Below are 21,129 nucleotides of genomic sequence, written 5' to 3'. Positions count from 1 at the left end.
CGGCGGGCGGCCGCGTCCGCCGCCGGGAGGTCACCAGCGCGGGCCGCGGACCTGCACCGGCCGCGGTTCCGGGGGCGGGCGGGTGCCCGGCCGCAGGGGGACGGCGAGGAGGGCACCGACGGCGAAGCCGATGACATGCGCCGCATAGGCGACCGTGCCGGCCTCGGAGACCCCGTACCCGGCGGAGTAGAACGCCTGGAGGACGAACCAGAGCCCCAGCACCGCCCAGGCGGGCAGCCGCAGCGGGATGAAGAACAGGAACGGCACCAGGCTCCACACCCGGACCCGCGGATAGAGCACCAGATAGGCGCCGAGCACTCCGGCGATCGCGCCGGAGGCCCCGATCAGCGGCGTGTCGGAGTCCGGGGTGAGCACCGCGAAGCCGTACCCGGCCGCATAGCCGCAGAGCAGGTAGAAGAGCAGATAGCGGACCTTGCCGAGGCGGTCCTCGATGTTGTTGCCGAAGATCCACAGGAAGAGCATGTTGCCGAGCAGATGCAGCCAGCTGCCGTGCACGAACATCGCCGTGAGCACCGACAGCGGCGGCGACTTGCCGTATGCCGGCGGCGCCAGCAGGCAGCCGACCCGGCCCCCCGGGCCGAGCACCGCGCTGCCGGTGGGGACCAGCGCGGGCAGCCGGTCGTGGATCAGCTCCCGGGGCACGGCGCCCCACTGCTCGATGAAGGCCTGGGCCCGGCACAGCGCCGCGGGCGTCCCGCTGCCGGCCGGGGAGGAGATCGCGCCCGGGGTGCGCAGGAAGACCACCACATTGACGGCGATCAGCGCATAGGTGACCCAGGGTGTGCGCCGCGACGGGTTGATGTCGTGCACGGGGATGACCACGGATGGCCCCTGCCCGTCCGGGGAGCGGGCGAACCTCCCGCCGCCGCCGCGCGCCGGACGGGCGCAGCTGTGAGGATCGAGGAGGGACGGCAGCGGGGCGGGACGGCGCAGGGCAGCAGGAGGAAGGCGGCGGTCGATGTCGGAGCACGAGTGGCGGTCCCTGCCGGGCACCCCGTGCTGGGTGAATCTGATGGCCCGCGATCTGGACGAGGCCCGGCGGTTCTACGGCACTCTGCTGGGCTGGGAGTTCCGCCGGGCCCGCTCGGAGCGGCTGGGCCCCTACGTGGAGGCCACCGCGCACGGCGTACCGGTGGCCGGGCTGGGGTCGATGGCGCAGAACCTGGGCTTCCCGGTCTCCTGGACGGTCTTCTTCGGAGCGGTCAGCGCCGACCGGACGGCTCAGGCGGTGCGTGAGTCCGGCGGGACGGTCGCGGTGGGACCGCTGGGCTTCCAGGACGGCCGGGCGGCGATGGCGGCTGATCCGGCCGGGGCCGTCTTCGGGATCTGGCAGGGCGACAAGTCACCCGGGTGGCGGATGCGGCGGTTGCGGGGTGTGCCCGTGTGGATCGAGCTGCAGACCCGGGACGCCTTCGCGGCGGCGGTCTTCTACGGCGAGGTCTTCCGATGGGGTTCCGATCCGGACGGCCGCAGCGATGTGGCGTGGGAGCACGACCGGGTGGTGCTGCGGGTCGACGGGCATCCGGTGGCCGGGCTGTGCGGCGGTGCGGTGGAGTCCGCGCCCGATCCGCAGATCCGGCCCCGCTGGGACGTCTTCTTCGCCGTGTCGGACGTGGATGCGGCGGCCAGGGACACCGCCGAGCTCGGCGGCGAGGTGGTCGGCCCGCCGACCGACACCCCGTACGGCAGGGTCGCGGTGCTGCGGGACAGCGAGGGCGGTCTGTTCCGGGTGGCCGACGTGGATGCGCCGGCGTGCCGGGACGCGGCTGCGGAATAGCGGCCGGGGCCGACCGGTTGGGCGGGGTGCGGCGGCCGTACGGGCGCCGTGAGACCTTCCCCAGGGAGCAGGCACCATGGCGACCTCGACGATCGAGCTGACCAAGGACGACTTCATCGAGACCGTCCAGGGCGACGGCATCAGGCTGGTCGACTTCTGGGCCGCCTGGTGCGGACCCTGCCGGGCGTTCTCCCCGGTGTACGAGCGGGTGGCCGAGAAGAACCCGGATGTGGTCTTCGCCAAGGTGGACACCGAGGCGGAGCCGGAGCTCTCGTCGGCCCTGGAGATCAGCTCCATCCCGACCCTGATGGTCTTCCGGGACGGCGTGCTGGTCTTCTCGCAGCCGGGCGCCCTGCCGCAGCCCGCCCTGGAGGACCTGCTCTCCCAGGTCCGTGCGCTGGACATGGCCGAGGTGCGGGCCAAGGTGGAGCAGCAGCAGCCCCGCTGACGAGCACCGCCGGGGGCGGACCCGGGGAGCGCCCGCGTGCTCCCCGGGTCCGCTTGTCCGGCCGCGGTCTCTCTCCCCCGCCCCCGGGGGCGGTGTCACCCGTCCGGCGGAGCGGGCCGAGGGCTCGCAGCGAACGGCCCCGCAGGTGGGTGGGGGTGGGCGGGGCAGACGCGGGCGGGCCCGGATTGCGGTCCGGCGGCGCCGGGCGAGCATGGTCGTACAGGCGTCGGACCGGGCGGACGGCCGGCGTCCACACATCCCGCTGGGAGGACGACCGTGGGCCTGCTGACGCGCGACATAGCACTCGACCTCGGCACCGCCGCGACGCGCGTCTACAACGCGCACGGCGGTGTCGCGGTCAATGAGCCCTCGGCGGTGGCGGTCAACACCACCACCGGCCGCATCCTGGCGATCGGTGCGGAGGCCGGCCGCATGGCCGGCCGCACCCCGGCCCATGTGAAGGTGATCCGCCCGCTGCGGGCCGGCAACATCGACGACTTCGAGGTCACCGGCCGGATGCTGCACCATCTGCTGCTGCTCGCCGGCCACCGCAACCCGGGCCGCACCCAGGCGGTGGTGTGCGCACCGTCGGACACCACCGGAGTGGGCCGGCGGGCGGTCCTGGAGGCCTGCCGCCAGGTGGGGGTGGGCCGGGTGCGGATGCTGCCCAAGCCGGTGGCCGCCGCCGTCGGCGCGGGCCTGCCGGTGCAGGAGGCCACCGGCAGCCTGATCGTCGATGTGGGCGCCGGCACCACCGAGATCGCGGTGCTGTGCCTGGGCGGGGTGGTCGCCGCCCGGTCGGTGCCGGTCTCCGGCGATGTGCTGGACAGCGCGATCCGTACGCATCTGCGCAAGCGCCACCAGCTGGACATAGGCCGGCACACGGCCGAGAACCTCAAGACCGGGCTGGCCGAGGCCGAGGCCGAGGGCCGCCCGCTGGCCGTACGGGGGATGGACGCCTCCAGCGGGATGCCGGTGACACTCCTGCTGGAGACCAGGGACGTCCAGGCCGCACTGCGGGACCCGCTGGACCGGATCGTGGCGGCGGTGGGAGACGTGCTGGACCGCTGCCCGCCCGAGCTCTACCGGGACATACTGGACCAGGGGGTGACCCTCACCGGTGAGGGAGCGCGGCTGCACGGACTGGACCGGCTGCTCCAGAAGGCGACCGGCACCCCGGTGCGGATCGCCGCCGAACCCGGCACCGCCGCGGTGCGCGGCGCGGGCCGCTGCGCCGAGGAGCGCTCGCTGCGGAGTCTGCTGGAGACCGCTCCCGACCGCTGACCCGTGCCTGCCGGGTTTGCCGCGAGGCTCACGGGAAACCCGGCGCAGTGGGGGAGGTCGAACCTGCCGAGGGCGAAGGAGGCCCACCATGGCCGGATCCCAGGTGTACGAACCGATCATCGACCGGCGGTCGGCCGCCCACAACGGCGACCAGGCCTCGGTGGGCGAACTGGTCGGCGAGGTGGGACGGGACCTGTCGCTGCTGATGCGCCAGGAGATGACCCTGGCCCGGATGGAGATGAAGGAGGAGGCCGCCAAAGCCGGCAAGGGCGCGGGGATGCTCGGCGGAGCCGGGTACGCGGGCCATCTGCTGGTGCTCTTCGGCAGCCTCGCCGGGGTCTTCGGACTGGCACACCTGATGGACATCGCCTGGGCGGCGCTGGTGGTCGCCGGTGTGTGGGCAGTGATCGCCGGAGTGCTGGCACTGCTCGGACGCCGCAAGCTGAACGCCGTCCACCCGAAGCCGCAGCACACCATGGAGACGCTGAAGGAGGACGCCAAGTGGGCACGACACCCGAGGAGCTGAGGCACGAGATCGAGGACACCCGCCGCCATCTGTCCGAGACGGTGGACAGGCTCGCCGACAAGGTCTCGCCCGGCCGGATGGCACACCGGCGGGCCCAGGACACCAGGCGGCGGCTCGACGGGGTCAGGAGTTCGGTGGCGGGCACCGCACAGCACACCGCGTACCGGGTGAAGGACGCGGCGCACATGCCGCGCCGGACGACCGGCGGTACGGCCGTGATGGACGGCCATCCGGCCGGTCCGACGGCCACCATGCAGCCGGTGACCGAGCCGGGCAGCGCGGGCCGGCATCTGCGCGGCCGCGCACCACTGGCCGCCGGGGTGCTGGCGGTCTGCACCGGTGCCGCCGCCGGGGCGGTCCTGCTGCGGGGCAGGCACGCCCAGCAGAAGCCCGGCTGGACGGCCGCCCTCCATCGGCGCCACCACTGACCTGCGGCCCGGTCCACGGCGGACCGGCCCTCCGGCCGGGCGCGCGGTCCTGTGCACCGCGCGCCCGGCCGGCGTCACTCCACCGATTCCCTGCCCAGGTGGGCCGGCCACGCGGTGGACAGCCCGAAGGCCGTCTGACCGTATGCGACGGCCGACGCATAGACCGGCGCGGACGCGCCACCGGGGACGATCCAGACCGCGCCTCGCTCGTCCTCCCCGGACGCCCCGACCACGATCTCCGGCCGCCCGTTGCGGTCGGTGTCCCCCACCGCCATCGGTCTCCTTGCCCGGTCCGCGGGCGGGTTCGCGCGCGGACTTCCCTTACTGTGGGCGGCATTCACTCATGGTCGGGCCGGCCACGGCAATGGCGCTCACCACCGATGTCCCGAGGGAGCGTGCGCACCATGCAGGCCGAGGTCATCCGCACCGCCCGGCTCACCCTGCTGCCACTGGAGGTCGAGCACGCGGAGGAGATGGCCGCGGTGCTGTCCGACCCGCTGCTGCACACCTTCACCGGCGGCTCCCCCGCCGCACCGCAGGAGCTGCGCGCCCGCTGGGCACGGCTGGTCGCGGGGTCTCCCGACCCCGCCGTCTCCTGGTGCAACTGGGTGGTCCGGCTCAAGGAGCAGTCCTGTCTGACCGGGTGGGTCCAGGCCACGGTCACCCGGGCCGGAGACCGCCGGGAGGCGGAGATCGCCTGGGTGGTGGGCACCCCCTGGCAGCGGAGCGGGATCGCCACCGAGGCAGCGCGGGGTCTTGTCGCCTGGCTCGGACGGCAGTCCGTGCACACCGTCGTGGCCCACATCCACCCGGACCACCGTGCGTCCGCGGCTGTCGCCGCCGCCGCGGGGCTGGCACCGACCGGCGATCTCCAGGACGGAGAGGTCAGATGGCGGCTGGCCACGGAGGAGGCGGCCCGCTGACCGCGGACCGTCGGGCGGTCACTCCTCGATCGCCCCGCCGATCCGCCGCAGGTGCTGCCGGAAGCTGTAGGAGGGGTCGGCCGCGCGGCGCGCCAGATAGTCGTCGAAGGCCGTCTGGCTGCGCAGGGAATCGCCGGAGCGGATCCGGCGGGCCTGCTCCCGCTCCGTCTCCAGGATCCGGCGCGCCGTCGCCAGTACCTCCTCGGTGTGTGCGGCCGCGACGAACAGCACACCGTCGGCATCGGCGAGGACGATGTCCTCGGCGCTCACCAGGTGGGGTCCGAAGCGCGAGCTGACCAGCGCCTCCGGCTCGCGCTCGTCCAGCCGCACCGGGCCGGGCGGGTAGCTGCCGTAGCTGAACACGGGCAGGCCGATCTCCACCAGTTCCGCGCTGTCGCGGTGCAGTCCCCACACCGCCAGGCCGGCCAGCCCTGCCGACTCGGCCTCCAGAACCGCCAGGTCGCCGACGCAGGCCTCGTCCGTGCGGCCGCCGTTGTCGACCACCAGGACGTCACCGGGCTCGGCATGTCCGAACGCCTCCAGAAAAACGTCCACGCTGCCGTAGTGCCGGGCCGGCAGCGCCCGCCCCGCGATCCGCTGCCCGGGCACCACGGCGGTGATGCCTGACGGGGCCGCGCGCAGCGGCACACCGCTGCGGAGGCAGGCGTCCGCGACCAGCGGAGTGGACAGGTCGGCGAATGCGCTCAGCATGCTCTGCTCTCCCTCGTGCGGGCAGGTGCCCGTCGGTGTCGATCAACTGCCGGGTGCGGAGCGGCGGTTCGGGCTCCGCACCGGAGCGCCCCGGCTCCGGGGCGACCGGCCGTCAGGACAGCGGGCGATACCAGGGCTGCTTCTGCGGAGGCAGTCTGCGGGCGAAGAACTCGGCCAGCTCCGCCTGCGCGCTGTCGTCAAAGGCCCGCTTCGGCAGGAAGCCCGACACTCCGTTGGTCTGCTGCAGATACCAGAATCCGGCGCGCTCCCTGGCCTGGCGGTACGCCTGCCAGCCGACCTCGGCCCGGCTCACGGGGGTCTTCAGGGAGTAGGTCTCCTCGGTGACCCGCACGGTCCACGGCTCGGTGAACAGGCCGGCGGACCTGCGCGCCGCCAGACGAACGACCCCCTCGGTGAAGACCAGCAGGCCGAGGCCCACACAGAGCATCAGGGACGAGCCGTCGAGCAGCAGGACGACCAGCCCGAGGACCGCCAGCAGGGGGGTCACCAGCAGCAGGCGGCGTATGGGTGCGGAGTTGCGCATCGCGGTGCGGAACTCCGCGGTGGTCAGCTGGAAGCTGGCGGTCAGGTCCATCGGGGCGGTCGTCTCCCTGGCGGTGTGGGCGGCCGCGCCAGCGTACCGATCATGCGGTTGCCGCGCCCGGGGAAATCGCCCGCCGGCACCGGGGGTTGTCCAACGGGGTGCGGGCTGCCGCTGCGCCTGCTGCGGGGCACCGGCGGCTCCGGCTCTCCCGCGCCGCGGAAGGCCCCCGCCGCAGCCGGGCCGCGTAACCGCGGGTGATGCGGCGGCTCGGCGGCTCCGGTGCCCCGCCGACGACCTGGACGTCGCCGGAATCCCCCAGGGTCCGCTGCGCCGTCGCCCGGCCCACCGGACCGGCCCCCGGCGGGGACCGGATCCGCACACCCGGTCGAAGTGATCCGCGCCACACCGGGCAACCCGGAGGGAATGCCGACCGGTTCAGTGCGCGTGGAAGTACCCGGTAAGCGGCGGCGATCAGCACGAGGACGGTATGGCGGGGAGCGGCTGGACGGAGTTCGAGGAGTTCGTGGCCCTGTGCGGGCCCCGGCTGCTGCGCTCGGCCTGGCTGCTCACCGGCGACCGGCACCTCGCCGAGGATCTGCTGCAGACGGCCCTGGCCAGGACCTGGCCCCGATGGGGGCGGATCGCCGACGAGCACCCCGAGGCGTATGTCCGGCGGACCATGGTGCATGTGCACGCCTCCTGGTGGCGGCGGCGCTGGCGGGGCGAGGTGCCGCACGACCGGCTCCCGGAGACCCCCGGAACGGACGACCGCTACGGGGAGGTCGACCTGGAGCGCACAGTGCAGGCCGCACTGCGGCGGCTGCCGCCCCGGCAACGGGCCGTGGTGGTGCTGCGCTATCTGGAGGACCGCACCGTGGAGGAGACCGCCGCGCTGCTCGGCTGCTCCGTCGGCACGGTCAAGAGCCAGGCGGCGAAGGCGCTGCGCACCCTGCGCGACCGGCTGCCCGACGGCGTCACGGTCCGGGGGTGAGGCGATGACCACGCCACGCCCCGAACACGCCGACCGGCAGGAGCACGAGCGGGAGATCGCCGCGCTGCGTGCCGCACTGCTGCCCGGGGTGCCGGCAGACCTGCAGGCGCCACCGGACCGGATGGAGCGGGTCCGCCGCCAGGTGCGCCGTACCCGGCGGCTGCGCGCCGCGGCGGCCCTCGTCCCCCTGCTCGCGGTGGCCGCGACGCTGCTGCCGCGTCCGCAGACAGGCCCGGACCGCACGGCAGTGGCCGCCTCCTCGCGCGCCTCCGTACCGACACCCGGCCCGTCGTCCACCCGCACCGCGCTGGAGTCACTGGACGGTCTGCGCCTGGTGGTACCGCCCGGCTGGCAGACGCTGAACGCCACGGCGGCCGGGGAGGACCAGGGCGCGGTGCGCTATGTCGCCAACGCTCCGCTGTCGGCCGGGAGCGGTCTGTGCGGTGTCGCCCTGGACGGCGGAGCCGCCGCACCGCACAGCTGCCTGCCGGTGTCGCAACTGCACCGGCGGCAGGTGCTGGTCGCCCTGCGGCTGTGGCGGACCTCCAAGACCTGGACGACGGGGAGCCCGCCGAGCCGCAGTGTGAGTGCGGACCAGCCGTCCGCCATCTGCCGGAAGCTGGGCGGCACCGCGTCCCTCTATCTGGACCTGCCGCTGCCCGTCGACGGCTCCACCACGTTCCTGATCGGCACCGCCTGCCTGTCCGAGCCCACCGCGGCCGTCCGGAACCAGGCACTGAGCCTGCTTCGGACAGCGGCCGTGTCCCCCGGGCCCTGAGCGTCCCGGCCGCGCACCGCCGATTCCCGTCACCCCCCCGCACCGAGAGGCACCCCCTCGTGTCCCCGTCCCGTCCTGCCCTTCTCCCCGCCGCCGCTGCCACGGCTGCCGTCACCGTGCTGATCACACTGACGGGCTGTGCCGGCGCCCGCCCCCAGGCGCCCCGCCCGCTGGAGGTGCAGGCGGCGGCAGCACCCGCGAGCGCCCGGGCCGTCGCTCCCCCGCCGCCGGCCGCAGCCGGCCTGGCCGTACCCGCCGGTCTGGCCGTACCCGCCGGTCTGGGGCCTGCAACGCTGCACCGGATACCGGCCGGCAGCCGCCAACTGCTGGTGGTCACCGGCGAGACCGCCGGGTCATGGCGGTCCACGGCCGTGCTCTGGCTGCGCGACCCGGCCGGCCGCTGGCACCCCGGCCCGACCTGGCTCGCACACAACGCCCGGGAGGGCTGGACCGAGCACCACCGGGAGGGCGACCTGCGCAGCCCCGAGGGGGTGTACACGCTCAGCGACGCCGGCGGCCGGCTGCCCGATCCCCGTCCGCACGGCGGGCTGCCCTACCACCGCTCCGCCTCCTTCGCCACCAGCGGCACCGGCTTCCTGGGGGAGCCGCTGGCCGGGTCCTTCGACTATGTCGTGGCCATCGACTACAACCGGGTGCGCGGCACCTCACCGCTGGACGGGGCGCGTCCCGAGGGCGGTGCCCTCGGCGGCGGGATATGGCTGCACGTCGACCACGGCGGGCCCACCCACGCCTGCGTGGGGCTGTCCAAGTCCGACATGGCGTCGCTGATCCGGCAGCTGGACCCGGCGGCGCACCCGGTGGTGGCGATGGGCACCCGGGCGTTCCTGGCCCGCTGAACCGCGCCGGGTCAGCCGCCGCTTGCGACGGCCCGACGGTAGAGGGTGCCGACTCTGCTGCCGAAGTAGGAGCTGTAGGAGACCTCGTCGGTGGCGCCGCCCTGCTGGTGGCCGCCGATCACCCCGATCACCGTGCCGATGTGGCTGCTGCGGTCGACGTCGGTGACCCAGGGGCTGCCGCTGGTGCCCAGGCTGTAGTCGGTGCAGTCGATGCGCAGCTGGCCGGAGCCGAAGCGGGAGGCGGTGTTGACGCAGGACAGCGGTTGGTCGCTGGAGTCGGGGTAGCCGGTGAGGCGGACCCGGCGGTGGTTGCCCGGGTTGAGACCCAGGTGGTTGCCGCCGACGGTGTCGCCGAGCCGTCTGCCGTCCAGCGGGGCGACCACGGCGAAGGCCACGTCGTAGTCCTCGTCGGAATCGTTCGCCCAGTGGCGGTCCACATAGACGGCGGAGATCCGCCAGACCCCGTACGGTGCACTGCCGTCGCGGTAGCCCGGGGCGAAGGTGATGCCGTCCGCGCCGTCGTCCAGGCAGTGCGCGGCGGTCACCAGCAGGCTGCGGCCGGGGCTGTCGACCACGCTGGCGGTGCAGAAGTGGCCGTCGGCGAGCCCGTGGTGGAACAGCGCTCCGACCCGGGACGCCTCCGGGGTGCGGTGGGAGACATGCGCCTGGCCGGGGACATGGCCGCCGGCGCTGGTGGTGCCCGCGCCCGCGGCCAGCAGCAGCCAGCTCAACACCGCCACGGCCGCCGGCGACACCGGTCGCCGCCGGCGGTGGGGGTCCGGCCGCCGCCTTGTGATCCTCATATCCCCACTGTGCCGTACCGGACCCACGCGGACCCAAGTCACACGCGCCCCCGTGCGCCGCTCTGCCCCGCTTGGCGCCGCCGCGGCCGCTCCCGCTGCGGCAGCACCGTGTACTCCGGGTCCTCCGCCGACTCCAGCCCTGCCTGGAAGACCCCGAAGCGGGTGCGGGCGGAGGCGGCGAGCAGGGCGGCGCCGGCCGCCGCCGATGCCCGTGCCCCCTCGGCCTCCCGGCCGGGGCGTGTCACACCGGCCGTTCCTGGATCCAGGTGCGTATGCCCATCCCGGGTCCTCTCCGGCGGATCGTGCCGCGGCAGTGCGGCTGCCCGGTCGGCGCCGGTTCATCCCTGGCCGGCGCTCGGCCGGCTGCGCGGCGGCGGGCAGCTCCTCCCGGTCGCGGCGGTACCGGGCGCCGCGTGCGGGACGCAGCAGGCCGCCGCCCGCCGGGGCCCGGGGATCTCCCCGGTTCGCGGCACCGTCAGGGACTCCGCGCGGCGGGGATCCGGCCCGGCGGGGGATCCGGCCCGGTTCGCAGCCCTTGGGCCCTCCGGGTGACGGCGCCGGCCCGCCGGAGGACGCCGCGGGTCACGCGGTCCCGGTCCGCGAAACTCCTGGACCGATCAATCCTCCTCTGGGCGTATTGCACGCTTTCGGGCTAACGGTCGGGGTTCCATGGCGTGCCGTACCGGCCAGGCCCGCAGCATCCTCCGTGTGAGCCAACGGCCTCTCCACCGCATCGGCGCGGTCGCGGCACTGCTCCTGGCCGCCGCCGGAGCAGGCGCCATCGACGCGGCCGCCACCGTCCCGCCACCCGCACCGCCGCAGCTCCCCGTCGTCCAGCCGCCACAGCTGCCCGTCGTCCGACCGCCGCGCGTGCCGGTCCCCCAGGCGCCGGCACTCCCGACACCGCCCGTCCCACCGCAACCACCCCGACCGCCGCAACCGCCGCAACCGCCGCAACCGCCGCGGTTGTGGCACCCTCGGCCCGTACCGCCGCCCCCCGCGCCGCCCAGGCCGCGGCCGGTCCGGGTGGCCCCGCCGCCCAGCAGGCCGGCTCCCACGACCGCGCCGCCCTCCCCCTCACCGCCGCCGGTCCACCGCGAGATCAGGGCGGCCCGGCCGGTCCCCCGAGGGATGTCCATAGTCAGAACCGCCCTGCTGGTCACCGTGCCCGCCGTACTCGCCGCCGCGGTCATGCGGCCCCGCGCCGGCGGCCGCCGGTCCTCCTGACCGGCCGCCGCCCACATCGCCCACGGAGGATCCCCCGTGTCCCTTTGGCTCGCCCTCACCCTCGCCATGGCGGCTACCTGCGCCGTGGTCATCGGCGTGGTGACGCTGCGTCAGCGGCGCATCCCGGACGACGACGACCCCTCGGAGACGCCCGATGTGATCGAGTACATGACGATGATGATCGGCGTGGTCTACGCCATCGTGCTGGGCCTGGCCATCGCGGGTGTCTGGGAGGGGCGCAGCGGCGCCCAGGCCGGCACTCTCCAGGAGGCCCAGGCGCTGCATGAGGTCTCCGCCCGGGTGCAGGTGTACCCGGCGGCGATCCGCGACCGCACCCGCGCCGACATCGACGCCTATGTCTCCTATGTGGTGCACACCGAGTGGCCGTACATGGCCCGGTACGGCGCCCTCACCGACCGCAGCGCGACCCTGCTGGAGCAGGTGCGCCGCGATGTCACCGACCACGCCCCCAAGACCGACCTGGAGAGCCAGGCCTATCAGCCGCTGGTCGACCAGGTGGCCCTGGCCGACCAGGCCCGCACCACCCGGGGGCAGAACGCCGGGGAGACCATGCCGCCGATCGTATGGTTCGGCCTGATCGCGGGGGCGCTGGTCACGGTGGGGCTGATCTTCACCCTGCAGATCCGCCGCTCGGCCCGCGAGTTGCTGCTGGCCGGCCTGTTCAGCGCCCTGATCGCCTTCCTGCTCTTTCTGATCTGGGACTTCGACGCCCCCTTCGCCCGCGGTCTGTCCGTCACCGCCGGCCCCTTCCTGGACCTCTTCCCCCAGGCCTCCGGCTGACCCCCGGCCCGGACGCCGCCCCGGCCGTCCGGGCCCCCGCAGCCCGCTCCCGCCCACCCCCGTGCCACCGTTGACAGCCGGCCCCGGTCGGATGAATGCTGAGCAAGCGCTTATTCATTCGATGAAAGGGAACGGGCATGCGCCTCTTCAACGGGCTCGACGAGCTGGCCGCCGCCAAGGGCGAGCACCTCGGCCACAGCGACTGGCACACCGTCACCCAGCGCCAGGTCGACCTCTTCGCCGAGGCCACCGGTGACCACCAGTGGATCCATGTCGACCCGGAGCGGGCCGCGACCGGCCCGTTCGGGGGCACCATCGCCCACGGCTACCTCACCCTTTCGCTGATCCCCATGCTGGCGTCCGAGATCTTCCGCGTCGAGGGTCTGACCATGGGTGTCAACTACGGCACCGAGAAGGTCCGCTTCCCCTCCCCGGTGCGGGTGGGCTCCCGGGTGCGGTCCGGTGCCGAGCTGCTGGACCTGCGGGACGCCGCCATGGGCCGGCAGGCCGTGATCCGGCACACCATCGAGATCGAGGGCGGCAGCAAGCCGGCCTGCGTGGCCGACACCGTCTCCCTGCTGGTCCCGTGAGCGCCGCCATGGACCTGCGTGAACGCGTACGCGACCTGCTGGCCGCCCATGACCCGGCCGGCACCGACCGCCTGGACTTCCTGCGGGCCCGCTTCGACGCCGGGCTCGCCTGGGTGCACTTCCCCGAGGGCCTCGGCGGCCTCGGCGCCCCCCGGTCGGCCCAGGCGGTCGTGGACGCCGAACTGGCCGCCGCCGGGGCCCCGGACAACAACCCCCGGGCCAACGGCATCGGCCTCGGCATGGCCGCCCCCACCATCCTCCGCTACGGGACCCCCGAGCGCAGGCCCGCTTCCTGCGCCCGCTGTGGACCGGCGAGGAGACCTGGTGCCAGCTCTTCAGCGAGCCCGGCGCCGGCTCCGACCTCGCCGCCCTGGGCACCCGTGCCGTCCTGGACGGCGACACCTGGACCGTCGACGGCCAGAAGGTGTGGACCTCCGGCGCCCACACCGCCCGCTGGGCGATCCTGATCGCCCGCACCGACCCGGCGGTGCCCAAGCACCGCGGCATCACCTACTTCATCTGCGACATGACCGACCCTGGGGTCGACGTCCGCCCGCTTCGCCAGATCACCGGTGAGGCCGAGTTCAACGAGGTCTTCCTGAGCGGCGTCAGGATCCCGGACGCACACCGGCTCGGCGAGACCGGGGACGGCTGGCGGGTCGCCCAGACCACCCTCAACAACGAGCGGGTGGCCATCGGCGGCCAGCGGATGCCCCGCGAGGGCGGCATGATCGGCACCGTCGCCGCCGGCTGGCGCGACCGTCCCGAACTGCGCACCCACGACCTCCACCAGCGCCTGCTGCGCGGCTGGCTGCAGGCCGAGGTCACCCGCCTCACCGGCGAGCGCCTCCGCCAGCAGCTGGCCCTCGGCCAGCCCGGCCCCGAGGGCGCGGCCATGAAGCTGGCGTTCGCCCGCCTCGCCCAGGAGCTCAGCGGCCTGGAGGTCGAACTGCTCGCCGAGGACGGCCTCGGCTACAGCGACTGGACCATGGTCCGCCCCGACCATGTCGACTTCCTCGGCCGCGACGCCGGATACCGCTACCTGCGCGCCAAGGGCAACTCCATCGAGGGCGGCACCTCCGAGATCCTGCGCAACATCATCGCCGAACGCGTTCTCGGACTCCCCACCGAACCGCGCACCGACAAGGACGTGCCCTGGAAGGACCTGGCCCGATGAGCGACCTCCTCTACTCCTCCGTCGAAGAGGACCTCCGGGCCGCCGTCCGCGCCGTCCTCGCCGACCACTGCCCGCCCTCCGCCGTCCTCGCCCGCTGCGAGACCGCGGCCCCCTACGACCCCAAGCTCTGGCACACCCTCGCCCGCGAGCTCGGCGCCGCCGGTCTGCAGATCCCCGAGGAGCACGGCGGCGCCGGCGCCGGCCTGCGGGAGACCGCGGTCGTCCTGGAGGAGCTCGGCCGCGCCGCCGCGCCCACCCCCTACCTCGGCAGTGCGGTACTGGCCACCACCGCACTGCTCGGCTGCGACGCGGCCGAGCTGCTCGGCCGGCTGGCCGCGGGCGAGCTCAGCGCCGCGCTGGCGGTGCCGCTCTCCACCGCCCCCGGGGCCGTCTTCCCCGCCACCGTCAGGGCCGACGCCGCCGGCACCCTGAGCGGCACCGTCACCTCGGTCGCGGACCTGGCCGGCGCCGGTACCGTCCTGGTGCCCGCCCTCGGCCAGGACGGACCGGCCCTGTATGCGGTGGAGGCGTCCGCCGCGGGCCTCGCCCTCACCCCCCGCACCTCCCTCGACCTCACCCGCCCCCTGACCGACCTCACCCTGCACGGCACCCCCGCGCGCCGCCTCGCCGGGCCGGACACCGCCCCCGCCGTGCTGCGGCAGGCCCTGCTCACCGGGGCCGGACTGCTCGCCTCGGAGCAGCTGGGGATCGCCGAGTGGTGCCTGGCCACCACCGTCACCCATCTGAAGGAGCGTCATCAGTTCGGTCGCCCGGTGGGCTCCTTCCAGGCCGTCAAGCACCGTCTGGCGGACCTCTGGCTGGACATCGCGGGTGCCCGCGCGGCCGCCCGCAACGCCGCCGACGCACTGGCCACCCGCGGCAGCGACGACCCGGAGAGCGTGCTGGCGGTGGCCGTCGCCCAGGCGTACTGCGGCGACACCGCCGTCCGTGCCGCCGAGGAGTGCGTCCAGCTGCACGGCGGGATCGGCATGACCTGGGAGCACCCCGCCCACCTCTACCTCAAGCGGGCCAAGGCCGATCAGCTGGCGCTGGGCACCCCGGGGCACCACCGGGCCGCGCTCGCCACCCTGGCCGACCTTCCCGCCCCTGCCTGACCGGGAGGGTCCGGCAGGGTGGGGCCGGGCAGCCGGACGGACGGGCCCTACCCGGCGAAGCCCGGCAGCAGCTTGCGGTAGTCCGCCGCGGTGGCCTGGAGTCCGGCCCGGGTGCCCACCGCCCCGGAGAGGATCCGGTTGTAGTTGGTGGTCAGCGGGGCGAAGAGCGCGCTGTACTGCGGCAGTTCGGGCCGGGGCTGGGCGGTGGAGAGGACCCCCTGGTAGCCGGCGATGCCCGGGTCGTCCATCACGGCCTCGGTGTAGGCCGAGAAGCGGGTCGGCAGGGTGCCGTTCTTGAGCGCGATCCGGGTCTGGGTCGCGGCCGAGGTCATGAAACCGATGAACTTCTCGGCCGCGGCCCGGTGGGCGGCGTCGGAGGCCGCAGAGGCGACCAGGTTGTGGCCGCCCGTGGGGGCTCCGGACTTGCCGGTGGAGCCGGCCGGGACCGCGGCGATGCCCAGGTTGGTGGGGTCGGCGAAGGCCGTGCCGCGGAAGACGTTGGTCAGCTCCCAGGGGCCCTGGATGATCATGGCCACCTGCCCTGCGTCAAAGGCGTCCTGCATATGGGCGTAGCCGTCGGCGGTGGTGTCGAGCTTGGTGACGCCGGGTGAGTCCAGCAGCTCCCTGGCGGTCTCCACCGCTCTGACGGCCTGCGCGGAGGAGACGGTGATCCGCCCGTTCGCGGCGTCCACCAGGTTGGTGCCCTCGCCGTAGAAGAAGGGCAGCGCATAGTAGGAGTCCGCCCGCAGGGTGAACCCGGCCATCCCGGACTCCCGCTGGATGCGGCCCGCGTCCTCGCGCAGCTGCTCCCAGGTCGCCGGCGGGCTGCTGATCCCGGCCCGGCCGAGGGCGGCCTTGTTGTAGAGCAGCGCGAGGGTGTCGGTGACCAGCGGCGCGCCATAGGTCTGGTCGTCGTACTTGGCCTGGGCCAGCAGGCTGGGGCGGAAGTCCGCGCGGTCGTCGAGCGCGGCGGTGCCGTCGAGCGGTACGAGCATCCCGGCCTTGGCGAACTCCGCCGTCCAGCCGACCTCGCAGCGCAGCACATCGGGGGCGCCCTTGCCATGGGCCGCGGTTCTGAATCTGCTCTGCGCCTGGTCGAAGGGGACGTTGACATATCTGACCCCGATTCCGGGGTTGGCCGCCTCGAAGTCCTTGACCAGCGCCTGGTAGGTGGGCGCCTCATTGCTGGCGTTGGAGGTGTCCCACCAGGTGATGGTGACCGCCGGGGCGCCGACGGCAGCCGGGGAGCCCGCCCCGCAGGCCGCGGTGGGGAGGACGAGGGCCAGCGCCAGCGCAGAGATGGCGAGAGCACGCCGCATGAGGACTCCTGAAGGGTGGGTGCCGTCGGCGCGGCGCATCGAGGGAGGGCGGGGCAGCCGGGATCCGGACAGACGATGTCCTCTCGGCGCAGCCCCGTCAATACTCCCGGCAAGAAATTCCGGTAATTTTCCGCAACAACTTGCGAGCGCTGCCGTCCCGAGCTCCGGACCGCCCCCCGCCCTCGCCGGACCGCCGCGCTGCGGCCAAGCTGGGGGTACGACACCCCCGAGGAGCGGATGCGCGTGCACCTGATCACCGACTGGCTGAACGACCTGGGCGGCGCCCCCGCCTACGGCGCCGTCGCGCTGCTGGTCTTCTGCGAGGTGGCGGTGCCCTTCGGTTTCCTTCTGCCGGGCGAGACCTCCGTCGTCCTGGGCGGTGTGCTGGCGCAGCGCGACCGCACCTCGATCGCCCTGGTCGCCGCCGTGGCGGTGGGGGCGGCCGTGATCGGCGACTCCACGGCGTATCTCATCGGACGGCTCACCGCCGACCGGATCCGCACCACCCGACCGGCCGGACGCGGGGCGCAGCGGCTGCGCCGGGCCGGGGAACTGATGGACCGTCATGGCGCGGCTGCGGTCTTCTTCGGCCGGTTCATCCCGTTCGTACGCTCCGCGATGCCCCTGCTGGCGGGCAGCAGCCGGATGCCGTACGCCCGTTTTCTGCTCTTCGACGCCCTGGCCGCCCTGCTCTGGGGCACCGGCTCGGCTCTGCTCGGCTACGCCGCGGGTGCCGCCTGGAACCGGGTGGCCCATGCGCTGGGCGGCTCACTGCTGGCGCTGGCCGCGGTGGCCGCCGTTGCGCTGCTGGCCGTCCGGATGCGCCGTCGCCACCGACGGGTGGGGACCGGACCCCGGCCCGGTCCTGACCCCGGCCCCCCGTACACCTCCGACGGGACCAGAAAGGACACCGATGACCGTCCCGACCCTCACCCTCCGCATCATCGGCCGTGATCTGCCCGGCAGGACCTGCGCCGGGCACCGGGACGTCCATGTGGCGCTCCAGGTGGGCCCCGACCCGGTAGGGGCGGTCCCGGGCGACGCCCCCGAGGCGGTCTTCACCACCGAGGTACGGATGACCCGCGCCCCCTCCGGAGAGCCGGACTTCACCGGCCCGGCAGTGCACGGCCGCCGTGGCGGCCGCTTCCTCTACCTCACCTGGGGGGAGTCGGCGGACGGCCGGTTCGCCATGTTCCGCCGGGCCAAGCTGCTGCTCGGCGACCTGCCGCCGGAGGCGCGGGCCGCCGCCGAGGCCACCGGTGCCGCGCTGGAGGCCCGGCTGTCGCTGACCGCGCCCGACGGCACTCCGTGGTGCGCCTCCGTGCGGCCGCCCGCGGTGGTCTGGGAGGTCGCTCAGCCCCGGTAGGTCTCCAGCAGCCGCAGCCAGATCTCGCTGATCGTGGGGAAGGACGGCACGGCGTGCCAGAGCCTGCTCAGCGGCACCTCGCCCGCCACGGCGACGGTCGCGGAGTGCAGCAGGTCGGCGACCCCCTGGCCGACGAAGGTGACCCCGAGCAGCACCTCGCGCTCCTCGTCGACCACCATCCGGGCCCGGCCCTTGTAGCCGTCCGCGAAGAGGGCCGCCCCGGCGACGCGCCCGAGGTCGTAGTCGACGACACGCACCCGGTGCCCGACCCGCCGGGCCTCCTCCGCCGAGAGGCCGACCGCGGCGACCTCCGGATCGGTGAAGACGACCTGCGGTACGGCCCCGCCGTCCGCCGTGGTCACATGCGTGCCCCAGCGCCCGGTGTCGACACGCGTGCCCGCGGCCCGGGCACCGATCACATCACCGGTGATCCGCGCCTGGTACTTGCCCTGGTGGGTGAGGAGCGCCCGGTGGTTGACGTCGCCGACCGCGTAGAGCCAGCCCCCGTCGACCTCGCGGACGCGGCAGGTGTCGTCCACCTCCAGCCAGGAACCCGGTTCCAGACCCACCGTCTCCAGTCCGATGTCATCGGTGCGCGGTGCCCGGCCGGTGGCGAAGAGCACCTCGTCGGCCTCCAGCATCCCGCCCCCCGCGCCCTCCAGCGCCAGGGTGACCGGCCCCGCCGCACCCGGCCGCCGCAGCTCGCGGACCGCGACCCCGGTACGGACGTCGACCCCGGACTCCCGGAGCGACTCGGCGACCAGCTCACCGGCGAAGGGCTCCAGCCGGGGCAGCAGGCCGGGGCCGCGCACCAGCAGGGTGACCGAGGAGCCGAGCGCCTGCCAGGCGGTGGCCATCTCCACCCCGACCACGCCGCCGCCGACCACCGCCAGCCGCTCGGGCACCGTCGGGGAGCCGGTGGCCTCCCGGCTGGTCCAGGGCCGCGCCTCGGCCACCCCCGGCAGGTCGGGGACCACGGCCCGGCTGCCCGTGCACACGGCGACGGCATGGCGGACGGTCAGCACCAGGCGCCCGTTGTCGGCGGTGTCCACCACGACCCGGCGCGGGCCGTCCAGCCGCCCGTGGCCGCGCACCAGGTCGGCGCCGATGCCCTTGAGCCAGGCGACCTGCCCGTCGTCCTGCCAGTGCGCGGTGAACTGGTCGCGCCTGGTCAGCGCCGCGGAGGCGTCCAGACGCCCGATGACCGCCTCCCGGGAGCCGGCGACCCTGCGGGCGTCGGCGAGTGCGGCGGCCGGGCGGAGCAGCGCCTTGCTGGGGATGCACGCCCAGTAGGAGCACTCCCCCCGACCAGTTCGCTCTCCACCACCACCACGGTCAGCCCCGCGGCCCGGGCCCGGTCGGCGACGTTCTCACCGACCGGGCCGGCACCGATGACGACCACGTCATAGGTGTCGTTCGCGTGGGCATCACCGGATGCGCCCATGGCGGGCTCCCCTCTGCAGCAGCTGCGGCCCGTTCCGAGCCTTCGGCCCGCTGCCATCCTTCCCCAGCCGTCGGGCCGCGGCCACCGGATCGCGATGCCGCGGCGCCGCCCGCCCACCCGATCGACTGACCCGGATTGTGCGGATTCGGCCGCCGGGGCGATCCTGCGGACGTGCGCATCATGATCGGCGCGGCTCTGCTGGCCGCCGCCTTCACCGCCGCCGGGTCACCGCCACCCTTCGGGTCACCGCCGCCCTTCGGGTCACCGCCGCCCGCCGGTCCGCCTGCCGGGGGATCACCGGCCGGAGTGCGGCCGGTCCCAGCCGCCGCCGAGCGGGCGGCCCCGCGCTCCGTCGTCCGCGTCCCCGGCCCCGGATGCCTGCACTCCAGCCCCTATGTCTCCGGCGAGGGCGGCTATGCGGTGTACCGCATCCCCGCACTGGTCCAGGCCGGCGGTGTGCTGCTGGCGTTCGCCGAGGGCCGCCGCAACGGGCCCGCCGACTGGGGGGACATCGACGTGGTGCTGCGCCGCTCCCTGGACGGCGGCTGCACCTGGGGACCGATGCAGGTGGTCGCGGGGAACGGCCGGGACACCGCGGGCAATCCGGCGCCGGTGGTGGACCCGGTGACCCGCACCGTCCTGCTGCTGACCGAACGCCAGCCCGGCACCCCGGCGGGCTCCCGCGACCGCAGGGTGTTCCTCCAGTCCAGCCCCGACGCGGGCGCCACCTGGAGCGCCCCGGCCGAGATCACCGCGCAGGTGAAGCGGCCCGGCTGGATCTGGTACGCCACCGGGCCGGGCCACGGCATCGCCCTGGCCTCGGGACGCCTGGTGGTCCCGGCCGACCACTCGGCCGACGGCGGCCGGGTGCACGGTGCACATCTGCTGCTCAGCGACGACCACGGCCGGACCTGGCGGATCGGCGCGGTGGACGACCACGCCGACGGCGTGGTCAACCCCGACGAGACCACCGCCGCGCAGCTGCCCGACGGAAGCCTCTACCTCAACACCCGCGACCAGTACGGCCGCGATCCGGCCACCCGGGCCTTCACCTACAGCACCGACGGCGGCGAGTCCTTCACGGCACCGTTCCGTCCGCTGCCGGGGCTGAGGGCGCCGGTGGTGCAGGGCTCGCTGTTCCAGACGGAGGGGCCGCCCTGCCGGCCGCTGCTCTTCTCCTCACCCCAGGACCCCTCCAGGCGACGCATGCTGACGGTTCGTCACAGCGAGGACGGCGGCCGCGGCTGGGCCCCCGGCATCGTGGTCACCGAGGACCCCGCGGGCTACTCGGACCTGGCCGAGGTGGCGCCCGCGGTGGGCGGGGTGCTGTACGAGACGGGCACCAAGGGGCCCTACGAGCGCATCGACTTCCAGCTCTTCAGCATCGGCTGCCCGCCGCCGGACTGAGCCCGGATCACCCGGCGAGCCGGCCCTGCATCCGCCCCGCCGCCATCGCCGGGCGCCGGGTGGCCCGCGCCGTACGGGCGGCCACGGCGACATCGTGCCGGGCCGAGTGCACGGCATGGCGGCCCCGCCAGGCCAGCGAGGGCCGGCCGGCGGTGTCCGCGGCGGCCAGCAGCAGACCGCCCATCATGGAGACGTTCTTCAGCAGATGGATCAGCTGCTGCTCCCGCCTCTCCGGATCCTCGAACTCCCAGAAGCGGTGCCCCGCCCAGGTGACCGGCACCAGGGTGGCCGCCAGTGTCAGCGCAGCCAGCCGCGGCTGCCGGCCGAGCACCAGCATCACCCCGGCCGCCAGCTGCACCGCGCCGTTGAGCCGTACCGCCTGTTCGGTGCTGTCCGGCACGATGCCGGGGAACCGCTCGGCGAGCGGCTTGACGACCTTGTCGGCCGCCGGCACCAGCCGCGCGGGGTTGCGTACGGCGTCGAGCCCGCCCACCAGGAACATCGAGGCGAGCATGGGGCGGGCGATCATTCTCAGCACTGGCATGCCGATCGGGTGCCCCCCTCCGCGGCTTCCATTCCGGCAGCCACCCGG

23 protein-coding genes and 2 pseudogenes are annotated in these 21,129 nt (G+C 74.6%); 16 read left to right on the top strand and 9 right to left on the bottom strand.

Annotation, left to right across the window (positions count from 1 at the left end):
* Window positions 1-30: 30 nt before the first annotated feature.
* On the bottom strand, window positions 31-843 hold the full coding sequence (locus tag AB0761_RS27160; RefSeq protein ID WP_377271751.1) for a rhomboid family intramembrane serine protease: 813 nt from the start codon (window positions 841-843) through the stop codon (window positions 31-33).
* Window positions 844-979: 136 nt separating this feature from the next.
* Between AB0761_RS27160 and AB0761_RS27155 the strand changes: the two genes are divergently transcribed.
* The 5 genes from AB0761_RS27155 to AB0761_RS27135 all read left to right on the top strand — a co-directional run bounded on the left by AB0761_RS27155 (window position 980) and on the right by AB0761_RS27135 (window position 4,484).
* Window positions 980-1,798 (top strand): VOC family protein, encoded by an 819-nt coding sequence (locus tag AB0761_RS27155; protein WP_377271750.1) that lies wholly within the window; start codon window positions 980-982, stop codon window positions 1,796-1,798.
* Window positions 1,799-1,874: 76 nt separating this feature from the next.
* Window positions 1,875-2,246, top strand: a complete 372-nt coding sequence (trxA, locus tag AB0761_RS27150; protein ID WP_377271749.1) for a thioredoxin — start codon at window positions 1,875-1,877, stop codon at window positions 2,244-2,246.
* A gap of 276 nt (window positions 2,247-2,522) precedes the next feature.
* Entirely contained in the window at window positions 2,523-3,530 is a 1,008-nt protein-coding gene (locus AB0761_RS27145) for a rod shape-determining protein (protein ID WP_377271748.1), read from the top strand.
* 88 nt (window positions 3,531-3,618) lie between these two features.
* Entirely contained in the window at window positions 3,619-4,056 is a 438-nt protein-coding gene (locus AB0761_RS27140; protein ID WP_377271747.1) for a phage holin family protein, read from the top strand.
* On the top strand, window positions 4,032-4,484 hold the full coding sequence (locus tag AB0761_RS27135; RefSeq protein ID WP_377271746.1) for a DUF3618 domain-containing protein: 453 nt from the start codon (window positions 4,032-4,034) through the stop codon (window positions 4,482-4,484). The genes AB0761_RS27140 and AB0761_RS27135 overlap by 25 nt, the downstream gene beginning before the upstream one ends.
* A 74-nt stretch (window positions 4,485-4,558) precedes the next feature.
* On the opposite strand, the gene AB0761_RS27130 is transcribed toward AB0761_RS27135, so the two are convergent.
* The gene (locus AB0761_RS27130) at window positions 4,559-4,759 is read right to left on the bottom strand and encodes a hypothetical protein (protein WP_377271745.1); all 201 of its coding nucleotides are present in this window, start codon (window positions 4,757-4,759) and stop codon (window positions 4,559-4,561) included.
* Between the two features lie 129 nt (window positions 4,760-4,888).
* Here AB0761_RS27130 and AB0761_RS27125 point away from each other — a divergent pair, with 129 nt between their 5' ends.
* Window positions 4,889-5,407 (top strand): GNAT family N-acetyltransferase, encoded by a 519-nt coding sequence (locus AB0761_RS27125; protein WP_377271744.1) that lies wholly within the window; start codon window positions 4,889-4,891, stop codon window positions 5,405-5,407.
* Window positions 5,408-5,425: 18 nt separating this feature from the next.
* On the opposite strand, the gene AB0761_RS27120 is transcribed toward AB0761_RS27125, so the two are convergent.
* Together AB0761_RS27120 and AB0761_RS27115 are read right to left on the bottom strand one after the other, a co-directional pair.
* Window positions 5,426-6,118, bottom strand: a complete 693-nt coding sequence (locus tag AB0761_RS27120) for an RraA family protein (RefSeq protein ID WP_377271743.1) — start codon at window positions 6,116-6,118, stop codon at window positions 5,426-5,428.
* A gap of 112 nt (window positions 6,119-6,230) precedes the next feature.
* The gene (locus AB0761_RS27115) at window positions 6,231-6,713 is read right to left on the bottom strand and encodes a YcxB family protein (protein WP_377271742.1); all 483 of its coding nucleotides are present in this window, start codon (window positions 6,711-6,713) and stop codon (window positions 6,231-6,233) included.
* A 436-nt stretch (window positions 6,714-7,149) separates the two neighbouring features.
* On the opposite strand from AB0761_RS27115, the gene AB0761_RS27110 reads away from it, so the two are divergent.
* From AB0761_RS27110 to AB0761_RS27100, 3 genes are read left to right on the top strand one after another with little or no spacing between them, the layout of a single operon-like run.
* Entirely contained in the window at window positions 7,150-7,653 is a 504-nt protein-coding gene (locus AB0761_RS27110; protein ID WP_377271741.1) for a SigE family RNA polymerase sigma factor, read from the top strand.
* A gap of 4 nt (window positions 7,654-7,657) precedes the next feature.
* Window positions 7,658-8,431, top strand: coding sequence for a hypothetical protein (locus AB0761_RS27105; protein ID WP_377271740.1), 774 nt, complete (start codon window positions 7,658-7,660; stop codon window positions 8,429-8,431).
* 59 nt (window positions 8,432-8,490) lie between these two features.
* On the top strand, window positions 8,491-9,288 hold the full coding sequence (locus AB0761_RS27100; protein WP_377271739.1) for a L,D-transpeptidase family protein: 798 nt from the start codon (window positions 8,491-8,493) through the stop codon (window positions 9,286-9,288).
* 11 nt (window positions 9,289-9,299) lie between these two features.
* Here the strand turns inward: AB0761_RS27100 and AB0761_RS27095 are convergent, their stop codons facing one another.
* Window positions 9,300-10,091, bottom strand: a complete 792-nt coding sequence (locus AB0761_RS27095) for a trypsin-like serine peptidase (protein ID WP_377271738.1) — start codon at window positions 10,089-10,091, stop codon at window positions 9,300-9,302.
* A gap of 38 nt (window positions 10,092-10,129) precedes the next feature.
* Complete coding sequence (locus AB0761_RS27090) at window positions 10,130-10,336, bottom strand: hypothetical protein (RefSeq protein ID WP_377271737.1); 207 nt, start codon at window positions 10,334-10,336, stop codon at window positions 10,130-10,132.
* A 1,018-nt stretch (window positions 10,337-11,354) separates the two neighbouring features.
* Here AB0761_RS27090 and AB0761_RS27085 point away from each other — a divergent pair.
* The 4 genes and pseudogenes from AB0761_RS27085 to AB0761_RS27070 all read left to right on the top strand — a co-directional run bounded on the left by AB0761_RS27085 (window position 11,355) and on the right by AB0761_RS27070 (window position 15,001).
* Window positions 11,355-12,119: a hypothetical protein gene (locus AB0761_RS27085; RefSeq protein WP_377271736.1), complete on the top strand. Its 765-nt coding sequence runs from the start codon at window positions 11,355-11,357 to the stop codon at window positions 12,117-12,119.
* Between the two features lie 137 nt (window positions 12,120-12,256).
* Window positions 12,257-12,709: a MaoC family dehydratase gene (locus AB0761_RS27080; RefSeq protein ID WP_377271735.1), complete on the top strand. Its 453-nt coding sequence runs from the start codon at window positions 12,257-12,259 to the stop codon at window positions 12,707-12,709.
* A gap of 8 nt (window positions 12,710-12,717) precedes the next feature.
* Window positions 12,718-13,886 (top strand): annotated as a pseudogene (locus tag AB0761_RS27075) (acyl-CoA dehydrogenase family protein).
* Window positions 13,883-15,001 carry an acyl-CoA dehydrogenase family protein gene (locus AB0761_RS27070; RefSeq protein WP_377271734.1) on the top strand — a complete coding sequence of 373 codons (1,119 nt, stop codon included), beginning with the start codon at window positions 13,883-13,885 and terminating at the stop codon, window positions 14,999-15,001. The pseudogene AB0761_RS27075 and the gene AB0761_RS27070 overlap by 4 nt, the downstream one beginning before the upstream one ends.
* Before the next feature lie 47 nt (window positions 15,002-15,048).
* Here AB0761_RS27070 and AB0761_RS27065 read toward each other — a convergent pair whose 3' ends face one another.
* The gene (locus AB0761_RS27065; protein WP_377271733.1) at window positions 15,049-16,320 is read right to left on the bottom strand and encodes an extracellular solute-binding protein; all 1,272 of its coding nucleotides are present in this window, start codon (window positions 16,318-16,320) and stop codon (window positions 15,049-15,051) included.
* A 237-nt stretch (window positions 16,321-16,557) separates the two neighbouring features.
* Between AB0761_RS27065 and AB0761_RS27060 the strand changes: the two genes are divergently transcribed.
* Window positions 16,558-17,274, top strand: a complete 717-nt coding sequence (locus AB0761_RS27060) for a DedA family protein (protein WP_377271732.1) — start codon at window positions 16,558-16,560, stop codon at window positions 17,272-17,274.
* Window positions 17,234-17,686, top strand: a complete 453-nt coding sequence (locus tag AB0761_RS27055; protein WP_377271731.1) for a DUF5990 family protein — start codon at window positions 17,234-17,236, stop codon at window positions 17,684-17,686. Before AB0761_RS27060 ends, AB0761_RS27055 begins: the two co-directional genes overlap by 41 nt.
* Here AB0761_RS27055 and AB0761_RS27050 read toward each other — a convergent pair.
* Window positions 17,674-19,130, bottom strand: a pseudogene (locus tag AB0761_RS27050) (dihydrolipoyl dehydrogenase family protein). The gene AB0761_RS27055 and the pseudogene AB0761_RS27050 sit on opposite strands and share 13 nt — an antisense overlap.
* A 180-nt stretch (window positions 19,131-19,310) precedes the next feature.
* On the opposite strand from AB0761_RS27050, the gene AB0761_RS27045 reads away from it, so the two are divergent.
* The gene (locus tag AB0761_RS27045; protein WP_377274346.1) at window positions 19,311-20,537 is read left to right on the top strand and encodes an exo-alpha-sialidase; all 1,227 of its coding nucleotides are present in this window, start codon (window positions 19,311-19,313) and stop codon (window positions 20,535-20,537) included.
* Between the two features lie 7 nt (window positions 20,538-20,544).
* On the opposite strand, the gene AB0761_RS27040 is transcribed toward AB0761_RS27045, so the two are convergent.
* A complete protein-coding gene (locus AB0761_RS27040) occupies window positions 20,545-21,081 on the bottom strand; it encodes a DoxX family protein (protein WP_377271730.1) in 537 nt (178 codons plus the stop codon).
* Window positions 21,082-21,129: the final 48 nt, after the last annotated feature.

Source organism: Peterkaempfera podocarpi, assembly GCF_042466665.1.
Classification (GTDB): Bacteria; Actinomycetota; Actinomycetes; order Streptomycetales; family Streptomycetaceae; genus Peterkaempfera; species Peterkaempfera podocarpi.
The sequence above is the reverse complement of the archived record's forward strand: the minus strand, read 5'-3'. Positions and strand labels throughout refer to the sequence as shown.